The sequence below is a fragment of the Rhodoferax bucti genome, assembly GCF_005876985.1.
GTDB lineage: Bacteria > Pseudomonadota > Gammaproteobacteria > Burkholderiales > Burkholderiaceae_C > Allorhodoferax > Allorhodoferax bucti.
Window position 1 is genome coordinate 1,184,908 of the sequence record NZ_VAHD01000001.1, and the last position, 14,315, is coordinate 1,199,222.

17 protein-coding genes are annotated in these 14,315 nt (G+C 66.7%); 9 read left to right on the plus strand and 8 right to left on the minus strand.

Annotated elements, in window-relative coordinates; translation table 11 throughout:
* Positions 1-48 precede the first annotated feature (48 nt).
* Positions 49-885 carry a substrate-binding periplasmic protein gene (locus FDM28_RS05705; protein WP_138513869.1) on the plus strand — a complete coding sequence of 279 codons (837 nt, stop codon included), beginning with the start codon at positions 49-51 and terminating at the stop codon, positions 883-885.
* A gap of 45 nt (positions 886-930) precedes the next feature.
* On the opposite strand, the gene FDM28_RS05710 is transcribed toward FDM28_RS05705, so the two are convergent.
* From FDM28_RS05710 to FDM28_RS05720, 3 genes are all read right to left on the minus strand, one after another.
* Entirely contained in the window at positions 931-1,440 is a 510-nt protein-coding gene (locus FDM28_RS05710) for a CinA family protein (protein ID WP_138513871.1), read from the minus strand.
* Positions 1,440-1,934, minus strand: a complete 495-nt coding sequence (locus FDM28_RS05715) for a phosphatidylglycerophosphatase A family protein (protein ID WP_240791920.1) — start codon at positions 1,932-1,934, stop codon at positions 1,440-1,442. Before FDM28_RS05715 ends, FDM28_RS05710 begins: the two co-directional genes overlap by 1 nt.
* A 106-nt stretch (positions 1,935-2,040) precedes the next feature.
* A complete protein-coding gene (locus FDM28_RS05720) occupies positions 2,041-2,985 on the minus strand; it encodes a LysR family transcriptional regulator (protein WP_138513875.1) in 945 nt (314 codons plus the stop codon).
* 126 nt (positions 2,986-3,111) lie between these two features.
* On the opposite strand from FDM28_RS05720, the gene FDM28_RS17615 reads away from it, so the two are divergent.
* Together FDM28_RS17615 and FDM28_RS05725 are read left to right on the plus strand one after the other, a co-directional pair.
* On the plus strand, positions 3,112-3,279 hold the full coding sequence (locus FDM28_RS17615) for a hypothetical protein (protein ID WP_170211609.1): 168 nt from the start codon (positions 3,112-3,114) through the stop codon (positions 3,277-3,279).
* Position 3,280: 1 nt separating this feature from the next.
* Positions 3,281-3,700, plus strand: coding sequence for a tautomerase family protein (locus tag FDM28_RS05725; protein WP_138513877.1), 420 nt, complete (start codon positions 3,281-3,283; stop codon positions 3,698-3,700).
* Here FDM28_RS05725 and FDM28_RS05730 read toward each other — a convergent pair.
* The 3 genes from FDM28_RS05730 to FDM28_RS18100 form a co-directional block, all read right to left on the minus strand.
* Entirely contained in the window at positions 3,682-4,098 is a 417-nt protein-coding gene (locus tag FDM28_RS05730) for a hypothetical protein (RefSeq protein ID WP_138513879.1), read from the minus strand. The two genes, FDM28_RS05725 and FDM28_RS05730, sit on opposite strands and share 19 nt — an antisense overlap.
* 111 nt (positions 4,099-4,209) lie before the next feature.
* Positions 4,210-5,151 (minus strand): substrate-binding domain-containing protein, encoded by a 942-nt coding sequence (locus FDM28_RS05735; protein WP_138513881.1) that lies wholly within the window; start codon positions 5,149-5,151, stop codon positions 4,210-4,212.
* Between the two features lie 21 nt (positions 5,152-5,172).
* Positions 5,173-7,122 carry a methyl-accepting chemotaxis protein gene (locus FDM28_RS18100; RefSeq protein ID WP_138513883.1) on the minus strand — a complete coding sequence of 650 codons (1,950 nt, stop codon included), beginning with the start codon at positions 7,120-7,122 and terminating at the stop codon, positions 5,173-5,175.
* Between the two features lie 184 nt (positions 7,123-7,306).
* Between FDM28_RS18100 and FDM28_RS05745 the strand changes: the two genes are divergently transcribed.
* The 6 genes from FDM28_RS05745 to FDM28_RS05770 all read left to right on the plus strand — a co-directional run bounded on the left by FDM28_RS05745 (position 7,307) and on the right by FDM28_RS05770 (position 13,444).
* The gene (locus FDM28_RS05745) at positions 7,307-7,684 is read left to right on the plus strand and encodes a VOC family protein (RefSeq protein WP_138513885.1); all 378 of its coding nucleotides are present in this window, start codon (positions 7,307-7,309) and stop codon (positions 7,682-7,684) included.
* 113 nt (positions 7,685-7,797) lie between these two features.
* Positions 7,798-8,517: a helix-turn-helix transcriptional regulator gene (locus FDM28_RS05750; protein ID WP_138513887.1), complete on the plus strand. Its 720-nt coding sequence runs from the start codon at positions 7,798-7,800 to the stop codon at positions 8,515-8,517.
* 84 nt (positions 8,518-8,601) lie between these two features.
* A complete protein-coding gene (locus tag FDM28_RS05755) occupies positions 8,602-10,047 on the plus strand; it encodes an efflux transporter outer membrane subunit (RefSeq protein ID WP_138513889.1) in 1,446 nt (481 codons plus the stop codon).
* Between the two features lie 61 nt (positions 10,048-10,108).
* Positions 10,109-11,485, plus strand: a complete 1,377-nt coding sequence (locus FDM28_RS05760) for an efflux RND transporter periplasmic adaptor subunit (protein WP_138513891.1) — start codon at positions 10,109-10,111, stop codon at positions 11,483-11,485.
* 92 nt (positions 11,486-11,577) lie between these two features.
* On the plus strand, positions 11,578-12,252 hold the full coding sequence (locus FDM28_RS05765) for an ABC transporter ATP-binding protein (protein ID WP_138514286.1): 675 nt from the start codon (positions 11,578-11,580) through the stop codon (positions 12,250-12,252).
* Positions 12,242-13,444 (plus strand): ABC transporter permease, encoded by a 1,203-nt coding sequence (locus FDM28_RS05770; RefSeq protein WP_138513893.1) that lies wholly within the window; start codon positions 12,242-12,244, stop codon positions 13,442-13,444. Before FDM28_RS05765 ends, FDM28_RS05770 begins: the two co-directional genes overlap by 11 nt.
* 29 nt (positions 13,445-13,473) lie before the next feature.
* Here the strand turns inward: FDM28_RS05770 and FDM28_RS05775 are convergent, their stop codons facing one another.
* Together FDM28_RS05775 and FDM28_RS05780 are read right to left on the minus strand one after the other, a co-directional pair.
* Positions 13,474-13,971: an SRPBCC family protein gene (locus tag FDM28_RS05775; protein WP_138513895.1), complete on the minus strand. Its 498-nt coding sequence runs from the start codon at positions 13,969-13,971 to the stop codon at positions 13,474-13,476.
* A 5-nt stretch (positions 13,972-13,976) separates the two neighbouring features.
* Complete coding sequence (locus tag FDM28_RS05780) at positions 13,977-14,228, minus strand: HNH endonuclease (RefSeq protein ID WP_138513897.1); 252 nt, start codon at positions 14,226-14,228, stop codon at positions 13,977-13,979.
* Positions 14,229-14,315: the final 87 nt, after the last annotated feature.

The following is a 14,315-nucleotide window of genomic DNA, read 5'->3' on the forward strand; positions in this document are numbered from 1 at the left end:
CCCCACTATGATGGCCGGTAAAACGTTGCCACATCCCCTGACGCGCCCATGGCTTCCCATCACATTTCCCGGCTGACAGGTCTGCGCACCTGCGTGGCTGCGCTATGGTTGGGTTGGGCGGCTGTAGCGGTGCATGCGACGACCTTGCGCTTTGCCACCGGAGAGCTGCCGCCCTACGCCACCCAGGAGCGCGCGGACCAGGGTATTGCGCTCGACCTGATCCGCAACGCTTTTGTGTTTGCCGGCATGGAGGTGGACTACACCTTCAAACCCTGGACCCGCACGCTGGAAGAAGCCCGCGCCGGCCTGTGGGATGGCACCGCCTACTGGGGCCGCAACCCGGAGCGGGACAAAGGCTTTCTCATCAGCGACAACGTGCTCACCGAGCAGTGGGTGCTGGTGTACCGGCAGGCGGCTTTCCCCACCACGCCGTTTGACTGGAAGACCTTGGCGGATTTGAAGGGCCTGCGCATCGGCATCGTGCAGTCTTACACCTACACGCCGGAGTTTTGGGCCTTGCAAAAGTCGGGCGTGTTGCACGCGGCGGTGGCGCAAGACGACTTGGCCAATTTGCGCCTGCTGATCGGTGGCCGCCTGGACGTGGTGCCCATGGAGCGCAATGTGGCGTGCTACCTGATGCAGCACCACTTCATGGACAACGAAGTGCAAGACCTGCGTGCCCACCCACGGCTTTTTGCCCCCAACTTCACCACCCACGTGATGTTCAGCGACAAATTGCCCGAGAGTGCGGCCCGCCTCAAGGCCTTCAACCAGGGGTTGCGCGCCCTAAAACGCACCTCCACCTACGCCGACAAACTGAGTTGGCCCGGTTGCCGCTTGAATGCGGCTCCGCCCGAGAAGCCACTGCAAAAGCGCAAGCGGTAAACCTGCGCGCGGCGGAGGCGAGAGGCGCTGAATGCGCCGTGGGCGCTAGTCCGGGGTGCGCAGCAGGTTGACCAAACGCTGCAGGCTGTGCTGCACCGTAGCAGCGCGCACGGCGGCGCGGTCGCCGTCAAAACGCTGCACCTCGCTCCACACGCCACCAGGCGTGGCCCAGCCGAACCAGACAGTGCCCACCGGTTTGTCCGGGCTGCCGCCGCTGGGGCCGGCAATACCGGTGACTGAGAGGGCCACCTGCGCGTGGGAGTGTTGCAAGGCGCCACTCGCCATGGCCCGCGCAACGGGTTCGCTCACGGCGCCATGCGTGGCAATGAGCGCTGCGGGCACACCCAGGAGCTCGGTTTTGGCCGCGTTGGAGTAGGTCACAAAGCCGCGCTCCAACCAGGCGCTCGACCCCGCGAGGTCGGTGCAGGTGGCGGCAATCAGGCCTCCGGTACAGCTCTCGGCAGTGGCGAGCATCCACTGGTGTTTTAGCATCAAATCGGCCGCTAGCGCACATAAGTCATGCGCGAGCAGCTCCTGATTTGATAGCGACTGCATTACACAAACCTCCAGATCGCCACCACCAGCAAAGTGCAGCCGGCGGCCACCAGGTCATCGAGCATGATGCCCCAGCCGGCCTTGGTCCAGGCGTGGCGGTCGGTGTCGGCTTGCAGGTCGTGGAAGAGCCGGTCTGCCCACCCTACCGGGCCGGGTTTGGCGGCATCGAAGTAGCGGAACAGGCCAAAGGCCAGCGCCTGCCCCACCAGCGAGGTCGGCGTGACCAGCCAGAGCACCAGCCAGAAGGCCACCACCTCATCAATCACGATATTGCCGGGGTCGAGCACGCCCATATTCCGCGCGGTGACGGTGCTGGCCCACCAACCCACCGGAATGCTCAAGGCAATCAGCACGCCCCAGCCGAATTCGCCCAGCCACTGCGAGAGCGCAATAAACGCCACCCAGGCCCACAAGGTGCCCGAGGTGCCGGGTGCAATGCGCGACAGGCCGGAGCCCAAGCCCAGCGCAATCACATGCGCCGGGTGGGAAAACATGAATCGGGCGGTCGGCCCCGCCGGCTTGCGCGGGCGGGGCGGGTACAGCAGTTCGCCGGTCTGGGTGTCTACGGGGATCAGGGTCACGGGTTCGCTCATGCCCCGATTATTCAACGGCGGCAGACGCCGGGGGCGCTGCTGGCGGCACATGGCCCTCGGCCATGGTGGCAATCCATTCCCGCCAGTAGTCGGTGCAGGCGCGGATTTTGGGCAGGCGGTGGCGCTCTTGCAGCATCACGGCGTAAATCGGTGTGCGGCTGCGGTCAAAGTGCTCTTGCAGCAGTGGCACCAGTTGGCCGGTGCGTACCAAGGGGGCCACCATGAGGTCATTGAGGCGGGCGATGCCTACCCCGTGCAGCACCAGATTCATCAGAATGGCCGTGTTGTCGGTGCGGGTGTGGCCGGGCACCGTCAGGGCGTCGTGCCCGCTGGCGGGGGCGCGGGGCCAGCGGTTGAGCACGGGGCTGGCGCTGTTGGCAATCAGGTGGTGCCCGGCCAGCGCATCGGGGTGCTGGGGCGTGCCGCAGCGGGCGAGGTAGGCCGGGGCCGCGTACAGGGTGCGGCTGTGCTCCCCGAGTTTGACGGCCACCAGCGTATCGCTGTGCGGGGTGCCGGTGCGCACGGCAATGTCGATCCCGTCGCGCGCCATGTCGGCCATGCGGTCATCGGCGCTGATGTCCAGGTGCAAGCCAGGGTGGCGCGCGTACAAGCCGGTCAGGCCGGGCGCGATGACGCACTCCGCCAGCAGCGGGCTCACGCTGATGCGCACCCAGCCACTGGGGCCACTGAGTTTTCCGCTGAGTTCGCTGTCGAGCTCGGCGGTGGTGTCCAGCAGGCGCTGTGCATAGGCCAACAAGGTGTCGCCCTCGTCGGTCAGGCTCAAGCCGTGGGTGCTGCGGTGCACCAGGCGCACCCCGCAGGCGGCTTCGAGCCGGGTGAGCGCGCGGGTGATCTGGCTGACCGGCACGTTGCGCTCGCGTGCTGCCGCCGATAGCGTGCCCAGCTGGGCGATGCGGGTGAACAGGGCGATGTCATCCAGGTGGAATTGCATGGGGTAATTGTCTGTGGAGGTGCCTGGTTTTGCAATTTATGCAAAACCAATGTGGATTTTTAGAGGTTTCCGGGGGGTGGATGAATCAATAAAGTTCAAACCATCGATTCACCCCTGGAGCACACCATGCGTTCTACCCCTCTGGACACCGCCACTCTTGCCCGCTTGCATGCCGAGGCACGGCGCGAAGCCCGCCGCCTGCATCGCGAGGCCTTTCACTGCGCCTGGCACGCAGCGCTGGCGTGGGCGCACAGCCGCCTGAGCCGCAAGCCTTGGCACACGCTGGAGGCCTGACATGCCCACCTTGCACCTCAAAGTGTCACCGCTGCAAAACCCCAACCGCTACCGCGCCTTGGCGGAGGCTTTGACCCGCATCACCGCCTCCACCCTCGGCAAGCAAGCCGGTGTGACGGCAGTGATGGTCGACGACGTACCCGCCGCGCGTTGGTATGTGGGTGGCGACGAAGTCCAGAGGCCCACCGCCTGGCTGGAGATCAGCATCACCCAAGGCACCAATACGGCGGAAGAAAAGTCTGCTTTTGTGGCGCAGGCCTACGCCGAGTTGGCCGCGCAGCTGGGCGGCAGAGGTGGCCTGGAGCCGGCCAGCTATGTGATCGTGCGGGAGCTACCCGCCACGGACTGGGGTTATGGCGGCGCCACCCAGGCCGCCCGGCGCGTGGCGGCGATGCAGGCCGCTCAGGCCAGCGCCATCTGACCCACGGGGTGCAGCACGCAGCGCACCGCGTGCTCACCCTCCAGTGGCAGGCCTTGCATCAGGTCGCTCAGGGTGTGGCCTTCGGCCCGCGCCACGAAGCCGCTGCGGGTGTAAATGCCTTCGGGGCGGGACCAGACCCACTGAATCTCGCCGCCGTCCATGGTTTGAAAGCCCTGCGCGCCGCGCACATGCAGCTCCAGCCGGAAAGACTTGCCGGTCAGCTGCGAACCCGCTTGCGACAAGATTTGAATGCCGCCTTCGCTCACGTCCAGCACCAGCGCGGCAATCGCATCGGGCTTGTCGGCATCGCGAAAGGCAAAGTAGGTTTCTGCGTGGCTGCCGCTGCCCAAGCGGAAAAAGATGGCGCGGGTGTGCACCCGTTGTTCAGGAGAAGACATGCCCCAGGCACTCCAAAGTGGTATTGCCACCCATAGTGCCCGCTACGCGTTGCAGGAATATGACGAGGCCGGTGGTCCCGCGCTGTGGTGCCCCCACCCTGGGTAGTGCTCTCAGTTCTTAGACAGGTATTTGGACAGGTTGGCGGGCGTCACCAGCTCAAACGGCACGTCCACAAAGCGCTGCACCGTTTGCTTGCGCAGCAGGCGCAAGGCGGACTCGACGGCCTTGGCGCCCTGGGCATCGGCGTTCTGCAACACGGTGACTTTGAGCTCGCCCTCGCGCATGCTGTGCAAAGCGTCGGGGGTGGCATCGATGCCGCCAACGATGAAGTCCGGCGTCCACTGCTGGGCGGCTTTCAGGGCGGTAATCGCACCTAGGGCCATTTCGTCGTTGTTGGCAATGATGGCGTCGATTTTTTTGCCTGAGAGTTTGCTGGCGGCCAGCACGTTGCCGGTGATCAGCCGGGCCCGCTCGCGTTCCCATTTGCCGATGCGCTTGTCATGCACTTTGATGCCGGTGCAGGGGGCGGCGGCCAGCACGTCCTCCACATCCTGCGTGCGGGTGCGGGCGGCTTCGTTGGAGAGGTCGCCCATCAGCACCAGCACCTGGCCGCGGCCATTCATCAGACGGCAGATTTCGCGGGCTTGCAAGGTGCCGGAGACTTTTTCGTCCGAGCCCACAAACACCGCACCGGGCGGCAGCTGCTCAAAGTCCACCGGCTTGCGGTTGACGTACACCAGCGGAATGCCCGCATTCATCGCCATGCCGGTGATGCGCTGGGTGGCGCTGGTGTCCACCGGCACCACGATGAGCGCTTCCACCTTCTGGGCAATCAGGCTTTCAATCTGGTTGAGCTGGGCGGTCTTGTCGGAGCGGGCGTTTTCCGCCACCACCGAGGCACCGCTGCGGCTGCTGGCCACCTGCACGCCGTTTTTGAGCAGCGACAAAAACGCATCCTGCTCCGCCATGGCTAGGCCGATTTTCTGGGCCTGGCTGGCCAGGGGGGCGAGCAGCGAGAGGGCGAGCAGGGCCCGCACAAGGGAGTGCTTCATGGGGTTCCTCGGGGTCAAGGGTCAGCGGGGCAGGGCCGGTGTGGATTGCAGCTTGAAGGCCACCACCGCCTGCGCCAGCGTGTCGGCCTGGTCGCGCAGGCTCTCGGAGGCGGCGGCAGATTGCTCCACCAGTGCCGCGTTTTGCTGGGTGAGCTGGTCCAGCTCCACCACGGCGGTGTTGACGCGGGCGATGTCGGTTGATTGGGCGGCTGCGGTGCTGGCCATCTCGCCCATGATCTGGTTGACCCGCTGCACCGAGTGCACGATCTCCAGCATGGTGTCGCCCGCAGCCTGCACCTGGCGGGCCCCCGAGCCCACCCGGTCTACTGATGCATCGATCAGCTGTTTGATCTCTTTGGCGGCTTCGGCGCTGCGGTGGGCCAGGCTGCGCACCTCGGCGGCCACCACCGCAAAGCCCCGGCCCTGCTCGCCGGCACGGGCGGCTTCGACCGCGGCGTTGAGCGCGAGGATGTTGGTCTGGAAGGCAATGCTGTCGATCACGCCGGTGATGTCGGCAATCTTGCGGGAGCTTTGGGTGATCTCGCCCATGGTGGTCACCACCTCGCTCACTACCGTACCGCCCCGGTGGGCCACCTGCTCGGCCGAGGCGGCCAGTCCGTTGGCCTGGCGGGCGGCATTCTCAGAGCGCTGCACCGTGTCCATGAGCTGGGCCATGCTGGCGGCGGTGCTTTGCAGATTGCTGGCGGTGTGCTCGGTGCGGTTGCTCAGGTCCTGGTTGCCGGTGGCGATTTCCATGCTGGCGATGCGGATGCTCTCGGCCGCTGCGCGCACTTTTTCCAGGGCCTGCTGGTAGCTCTGGCGCAGGTGCTCCACGCTGCGCACCAGGGTGCCGATTTCATCGCTGCGTGCGGTGGCAAATGCCTGGGTCAGGTCGCCCTGGGCCACCAGCGTGACGGCGGCGGTCAGCTCCCCCAGCGGCGCGCTCACGGTGCTGCGCACCAGATAAAACAGCCCGCCGCCCAGCAGCAAGGCGGTGGCTCCCAGCAGGCCGCCCACGATGCCGATGTTGCGCCAGAAGACGCGCATGGACTCGGCTTCCGACACTTCGGCCACCAGCCAGCCGTTGCCCGAGCGGGTCTTGCGCATCACGGCCCAGCGGGCGCCTTCGGTGTCGCCCAGCAAGGGCGTGGCGGCGGCTACATAGCCGTCTTCCGCCTGGGCCAGGGCGTCCAGAAAGCCGGCCGCCTGCGGTGCCGTGGCCAGCACGCCCTGGCCTTTGGCCGTGGGGTGGACGAGGAAGCGGTAGTCCGCCGGGGTGCCGCTGGCGTCCAGGTAGTACATGCCGCCGGTGTCAAAAATCTGCACTTTCGAAACTTGCTGTTCCAGCACAAACTCCTGCAGCGACACGTCGTTGCCAATCGCCAGCACGCCGACCACCTGGCCGTCTTCGGCTTTGACGGGCTCGTACCGGGCCAGGTAGGACTTGCCGAACAGGCGGGTATAGCCGGTGAAGGGCTGGCCCGCCATCACGTCGTTGTAGGCGGGGTGTTTGGCGTCAAAGGCGATGTCCAGCGAGCGCTGGCCCGCATCGGTGCGGGTGGAGCTGGAGATGCACACCATGGCCTCGCCCTTGCGCGCGAACACCATGGCCACGCCCCCGGTTTCTTTGGTGAAGCGGTCCACAGCAATGAAGTCGTCGTTCAGGGCGCTGCCTCCGCTCTGCATTTCGCCGGTGGCCACGTTCACCTTGAGCTCGCGGTCCAAGTTGCGGCGGAAGCTGGCGTAGGCGCGCAGCACCAGGCCCCGGTTGATCTGGTCGGCGGTGTCGGCCACGGCCACCATGCTTTGCACCTGTTCGGCCACCCCGTTGATGACCAGGGCACGCGTGCTGCGGTACTCCAGCACGCCCATGGCGGCGGCCACGGCCAGCAGCACCAGGGTCAAACCCGCCAGCGCCAGCAATGCCAACCGGCGGGCGACAGAAGGGGTCAGGGGCAGGCGTGAGCGCATGGTGGGTCGGCCGGTGGCGGCATGGAAAGGGAGGGGTGACTATAGTGCGAGTGGAAAAAATTTTACTTAGGTGTAAATACGTAGAAATGTTTTTCTGATGCTGCCGAAGAGGCTCCTGACACCCCGTTGTCAGCAGGGGGTGCGCACCATGCGGGCTTCTTCAACACTCCCAGGAGCACCCGGTATGCACAACGCCATCAGCTGGTTCGAAATCCCCACCACCCGCCTCGACGCCGCCCAGGCCTTTTATCAAGCCGTGCTCGCCCGCCCCATGCGCCGCGAAGCCATGGGCCCCAGCTTGGGCGCCGTGTTTGCGTATGACGCCGGGGCCAATGGCACCGGCGGCGCCCTGATGCAGGGCCCCACTGCGCCGGCCGTGTCCAGCGGCGGCACGCTGGTGTACCTGGATGCCTCGCCCTCGCTGGACGCTGCCCTGACGCGGGTACTGGCCCAGGGTGGGGCGGTGGTCTTGCCGCGCACGGCGCTGCCGCCGGGCATGGGCTACTTTGCCCACATCACTGATCTGGATGGCAACCGCGTCGGCCTGCACGCGCTGGACTGACGGTCGCAACAGGGCGCACCGGGTCGGTACTCTGGCAGAGTAAATGCTTCACTTTTGATAGCGGCTTGCGCATGTATCATGGGCGCTAGAGGCCTAAAACACCCCCAATTACCATGCGCCGTGCCGACCGCTTGTTCCAAATCGTCCAGCTCATCCGCGGGCGCCGCCTCACCACGGCGGCGTTTCTGGCAGAGCGGCTGGAGGTGTCGGAGCGCACGGTGTACCGCGACGTGGCCGACCTGCAGCACCAGGGCGTGCCCATTGAGGGCGAGGCCGGCGTGGGCTACCGCCTGGGGCGGGGCTTTGAGTTGCCGCCGCTGATGTTCACCGCCGACGAGGCCCAGGCGCTGGTCGCCTCGGTGCGCATGGCCCAAGTTTGGCAAGACCCGGCGCTGGCCCGCAGCAGCCAGGTGGCGCTGGGCAAAATTTTGTCGGTGCTGCCACCCGCTGCGCGCACCGCCGCCCAAAGCCTGGCGCTGTATGCGCCGCCGGTGGGGCTGGCGCCCGAGGTGCAGGCCACGCTGCAACTGCTGCGTGAAGCCGCCCAGGCCCAGCGCAAAGTCATGGTGCATTACCTGGACGCCCAAGGGTGCACCAGCCAGCGGATCCTGCGGCCGCTGGGCTGTTTTTACTGGGGCGCTGTCTGGACCTTGGCGGCCTGGTGCGAAACCCGACACGACTTCCGCAGCTTCCGGCTCGACCGCATCCAGCAGGCGCACGCGGTGGCGGGCCCGGAGGGCCGTTTTGACGACGAGCCCGGCCGCACCCTGGCCGACTACCTGCGCGCCGCCGCACCGCCCGGGGTGCCCGCGCGGTTGACACAAGACAGCTAGCTTTACAAAGCTTCACCTCCGGCGCACAGACATTTCAAGCGCAGCCGTCACCATCAGGGCAACTTTGATTGCACCGGGTGTGACTTGAAATCTGCTCTCTTTTATTACCCTGCCTGGCGGCATAGCCTCCTCGTTTGCGCACTGGTGTCGCTCGGGGGCTGCGCCAGCATTGGCACCCAGGCCTCTATCGCCACCACCACTACCGCTAGCGCCACGTCCCCGGCATCCGCCCCGCTGGTTGCGCCCGAGCGCTGGTCGCAACAGTCCGCTGCCCCAGGCAATGCCACCCAGCTGGCGGCGTGGTGGGGCCGGTTCAACGACCCCCAGCTCAGCGCTCTGGTGCTGCGGGCCTTGGATGCGAATACCGATGTCAGCGCGGCCCTCGCTGCCCTGCAGCAATCCCGTGCGCTGCGGGACGGCCAGCAAGCGGCGTTGGGACCCACCGTGTCGGCCACCGCATCGGCCCAGCGCAGCACGGCGGGCACCGGCAGCAGCGCCACCGCAAGCAACCGTTTTGCGGCCGGTTTTGATGCCAGTTGGGAGCCCGACATTTTTGGCGGCAAGCGCGCGGCGGTCGATGCCACGCAGGCCGATGCGGACGCCGCACTCACCACTTTGGGCCATGTGCAGGTGTCGGTGGCAGCTGAAGTGGCGGTGGCCTACATCCAGCTGCGCGGCTACCAGGCCCAGCTCGCCATTGCCGAGCGCAATTTGCAAAGCCAGACGGAGACTGCCCAGATCGTGCGTTGGCGCGCACAAGCCGGGCTGACCACGGAGGTGGAGGTCGAGCAAGCCGCTACGGCGGTTGCGCAAACCGCCGCCCAGATTCCGGCCTTGCAGACCACCATCAGCACCATGGTGCACAGCATGGCGGTGCTCACCGGCCAGACGCCGGACGCCTTGACCAACGCGCTGGCCACTGTGCAGCCGGTGCCGCTGCCCCAAGAGGCGCTGACGCTCAGCCTGCCAGCGGACACCCTGCGCCAGCGGCCCGATGTGCGGGCGGCCGAATACCAGGTGGCCGCCGCCCGCGCCCGCGTGTCGCAGGCCGAGGCTGCGCGCTACCCCGGCTTCAGCCTGGGGGGCACCTTGGGGCTGCAGTCTCTCACCCTGGGCGCGCTCACCGATGGGGCCTCGCTCGTCAGCAGTCTGCTGGCCAGTGTGTCTGCGCCGCTGCTGGATGGCGGTGCCGCCCGCGCAACGGTGCGTGCCCAAGAGGCCGCCCTGGCACAAAGCTACGCCAGCTACCGCGCCACCGTCCTCACCGCCCTGAAAGAGGTAGAGGACGCGCTCGCCACCCTGCAAGGCGACCGGCTGCGCCTGCAGCAGCTGCAGGCGGCGGCAGATTCGGCCCAGGCCGCCGCCACGCTAGCCAGCCAGCGCTACCAAAGCGGGCTGATCGACTTCCAGACCGTGCTCACCACCCAGCGCACCCTGCTCACCACCCAGGACAGCGTGGCATCTGCCCGGGCGAGCGTCAGCGCCGACCACGTACGCCTCTACAAGGCACTGGGCGGTGGCTGGTCCTAGCCCACCACGCAGCTTCCCACTCAGCCCGCGCCCCCATGTGCCTCTTACCGCAGACCGTTTTATGAACCTGATTGAAGACCTCCTCCCTCCCACGCCAGCGCCACCCGCAGCTGCAGCTGCAGCAAGCACTACGGCCGCTGCCCCCGTGGCGGCATCCGCCTTGAAAAAAGACGATGTGCTCGCCCTCATCAACGAGCCGCAGGCCCGCGTTTGGTGGCGCCGCCCGTGGCTGTGGGGTGCGGCCCTGTTGGTGCTGGCATCTGCCGGCGGCTACACCCTGTGGAGCCAGCGCACCCAGGCCGCACAGGCGCCCGCGTATGTGACCGAGACGGTGGCCCGTGGGCCGATTGCCTTGTCGGTGATTGCCAATGGCACCTTGCAGCCCACGCGCTCGGTGAGCATCGGCAGCGAGCTGTCCGGCACCGTGGCCCGGGTGCTGGTGGATGTGAACGACCGCGTCAAAAAAGGCCAGGTGCTGGTGGAGCTGGACACGGCCAAGCTGGGCGACTTGGTGAAGCGCTCGCGCGCTACGCTGGCCTCTGCCCAGGCCAAGCTGGCGCAAGCGCAGGTGGCCACCCGCGAGGCCCGCACCAGCCTGGACCGGCTGGAAGAAGTGTCCCGCCTCTCGGGCGGCAAAGTGCCGGCCCGCACTGAGCTGGACACGGCCCGCGCCACCTGGGAGACCGCCAAGTCTGCCGAGCTCAGCGCCCAGGCCACGGTGGCCGATGCCACAGCGGCGGCGTCTACCGATGAAACCAACTTGTCCAAAGCCTCCATCCGCTCACCCATCGACGGCGTGGTGCTGACCCGCACGGTGGACCCCGGCAATGCGGTGGCGGCGTCTTTGCAGGCCGTGACCTTGTTCACCGTGGCGGAAGACCTGAGCAAGCTGCGCCTGCAAGTGAATGTGGACGAGGCCGATGTGGGCGCGGTGCAGGTGGCGCAGAAAGCCAGCTTCACCGTCAGCGCCTACCCCGCGCGCAAGTACCCGGCCAAAGTCACCCGGGTGGCCTTCGGCTCCACCACCACTGACAACGTGGTGACCTACATCACCTACCTAGAGGTAGACAACGCGGACCAGAGCCTGCGCCCCGGCATGACCGCCTCTGCCACCATCGCCGCCACCGAGCGCAGCGATGCCCTGCTGGTGCCCAACACCGCCTTGCGCTTCAGCCCTGCCACCAATGCGGCGGCGGGCAAGAGCAGCGGCGGCATTGTCTCCAGCCTGATTCCCCGCATGCCCGGCGGTGCTGCACGCAAAACTGCGGGCGCCAGCTCCGGCACACGGCAGGTGTGGGTACTGCGGGACGGCGTGGCGGTGGCTGTGTCTGTCACGCCCGGCATTTCGGACGGCCGCATGACCGAGGTGGTGAGCGGGGATGTGAAGGTGGGCGACAAAGTGATTACCGACCAGCGCACCGCAGGAGCTGTCCCGTGAGCGCAGCCACTTCGCAAACTGCAGGCGCGGTGCTGCTGCCCGACAGCCAGGTGCCCCTGATCCGCCTGCGTGGCATCACCCGCGACTACGGCATGGGTGCCACCCGGTTTCAGGCTCTCAAGGGGGTGGATCTGGATATTGAGGCGGGGGACTTTGTGGCCATCATGGGGCCCAGTGGCTCAGGCAAGTCCACCGCCATGAACACCTTGGGTTGCCTGGACACGCCCAGCAGCGGCCGCTACCTGTTTCAGGGTGTAGAGGTGCAAAGCCTGAGCCGCGACCAGCGGGCGCGACTGCGGCGCCGCTACCTGGGGTTTGTGTTCCAGGGCTTCAACTTGCTGGCGCGCACCTCGGCGCAAGAAAACGTGGAGCTGCCCCTGCTGTACCGCGGTGAGTCGCCTGCAGCGCGCAGAGCGGCGGCCGCCCGTGCCCTGGCCTCGGTGGGGCTGGCGGGGTGGGAGCACCATACGCCGGCCGAACTCTCAGGCGGCCAGCAGCAGCGTGTGGCCATTGCGCGTGCCATCGTCACCGAGCCGGCCGTGTTGCTGGCCGATGAGCCCACGGGTAACTTGGACACCCAGCGCAGCCATGAAATCATGGAGCTGCTCTGGCGCCTGAATGTGGACCGCGGCATCACCGTGCTCATGGTCACCCACGAGCCCGACATGGCTGCCTACGCCAAGCGCATGGTGCGATTTGTGGATGGCGTGGTGGCTTCGGATGTGCGCAACCCGCACCCTGTGGCGGAGGTGGCCCATGCTGCTTAGTACCTTGCTGCTGGCGCTGCGCTCTATCCGCCGCAACCTGCTGCGCTCGTTTTTGACCATCCTGGGCATCGTGATCGGGGTGAGTGCCGTCATCACCATGGTGACGCTGGGGCAGGGCGCCACGTTGGCGGTGAAAAACCAGATATCCAGCCTGGGCAGCAACCTGCTGATGGTGCGCCCCGGCCAACGCCAAGGCCCTGGTGGTAGCGGAGGGCCAGCTTTCAAGGAGAGTGATGCGCAAGCCATTGCCACCCAGATTGGTGGCATCCAGGCAGTCGCGCCCGAGGCCCGCTCGGGCGTCACGGTGGTGGCTAACGGCCGCAACTGGACGACGAGTGTGACCGGCAGCACCAGCGCCTGGCTGGACGTGAGCAACTGGACGCTGGCCCAGGGCAGGCGCTACAGCGACGAGGAGCAACAGGCCGGCTCGGCGGTCTGCATCATCGGCGAGACGGTGCGGCGCGAGCTGTTTGGCAGCCAACCGGCGCTGGGGGCGCAGGTGCGGGTGAAACAGTTTTCGTGCGAAGTGGTGGGCATTCTGGCGTCCAAAGGCCAGGCCGCCATGGGCAATGACCAGGACGATGTAGTCATGGTGCCCCTGCACACCCTGCAACGCCGGGTGACTGGCAACTTGCATGTGAGCACGCTCTTGGTGTCCATGCAGGACGGCAGCGACAGCAGCCGCGTCAAGGCCGCCATCACCCAGCTGCTGCGCGAGCGGCGCAAGCTGGCCGATGGGGATGACGACAACTTCAACGTGCTCGACACCCAGCAACTCGCCGAGGCGCTCTCCGGCACCACGCAGGTCATGACCATGCTCTTGGGCGCGGTGGCGGCGGTGAGCCTGCTGGTGGGCGGCATCGGCATCATGAACATCATGCTGGTCAGTGTGACCGAGCGCACCCGTGAAATCGGCCTGCGCCTGGCCATTGGCGCACTGGAGCGCGAGGTGCTGCTGCAGTTTTTGATGGAGGCGGTGGTCTTGGCCGCGCTGGGCGGGGTGGTGGGCATCGTGCTGGCCACGGTGGCATCCATCGGCCTGGCGCAGGTGATGCAGGTGCCTTATGTGTTCAACCCCGGCATCAACCTGCTTTCGCTGGTGTTTTCGTCCGGCATCGGGGTGGTGTTCGGCTACTTTCCGGCACGGCGCGCGGCACGTATGGACCCGATTGATGCGCTGCGCCATGAGTGACGGTGCACCGCCCTCCGGCGCAGGCCCGACTAGCGGGTTTGCAAAAGGGACAGGTAGTCTTCCAGCACATCGAAGTTGCCGCTCCAGCCCTGCGTCATGCTGGCGTGGCTGGACGCAAACAGAGCTTGTTCCTCCGCCGTGGCTTCATGGGGCGCCCACACCAGGCTCAGCAGCGTGCCGCCGTCCTGCTCGCTCAGGGTGGTGGTCGAGTGGGTGTACAGGGGCCAGCCAGCAGCCCACGGGTTGCGTGTGCTGCCCCCTGCGGGGTCTGAAAAGCACTGAATCAACACCAGCTTCTCCGGCGGCACGATTTCCTGCAGTTGCCACTTGCCCCACAGCGCCGGGCCGCCTTCGATTTGCATGGCGTAGTGGTAGGTGCCGCCCACCCGGAAGTCCAGCGCGCTGTGCGTCACTGTGCTGCCTTTGGGGCCCAGCCAATGTTGCAGGTGCTCCGGGCTGGAATACACCTCCCACACGAGGCTGCGGGGCGCTTTCAGGAAACGTGAAATGGTGAACGGTGCGTGCATGGCGACTACTCCGGAGTGGGCGACGACGCATTGTGCGACGGATGGCCGGGCTGGTGACGCCCCCGGTTGCACACGCCATGGCTGATGGCCAGATTCTCCAGGTGGCTGCTGCCGCCCTCGCTTTGGGGGCGGATGTGTTCCAGCGTGGCATCTTCTGGCGCCACATGCTGGCCGCAGACCCAGCAGGGAACTTGCCCATGCAGTTGGCGGGCCACGGTGTGGTAAATCTTGGTGCGGGTGAGGGCGAGGCGGCTCATACAGGGGCGGTAGCGGCGGAATTGTTCAGCGGTGGACGGTTGAGTTTGCCAGTGTCTGGCGTGGGATTTGTAATCGCTCCCACTCAC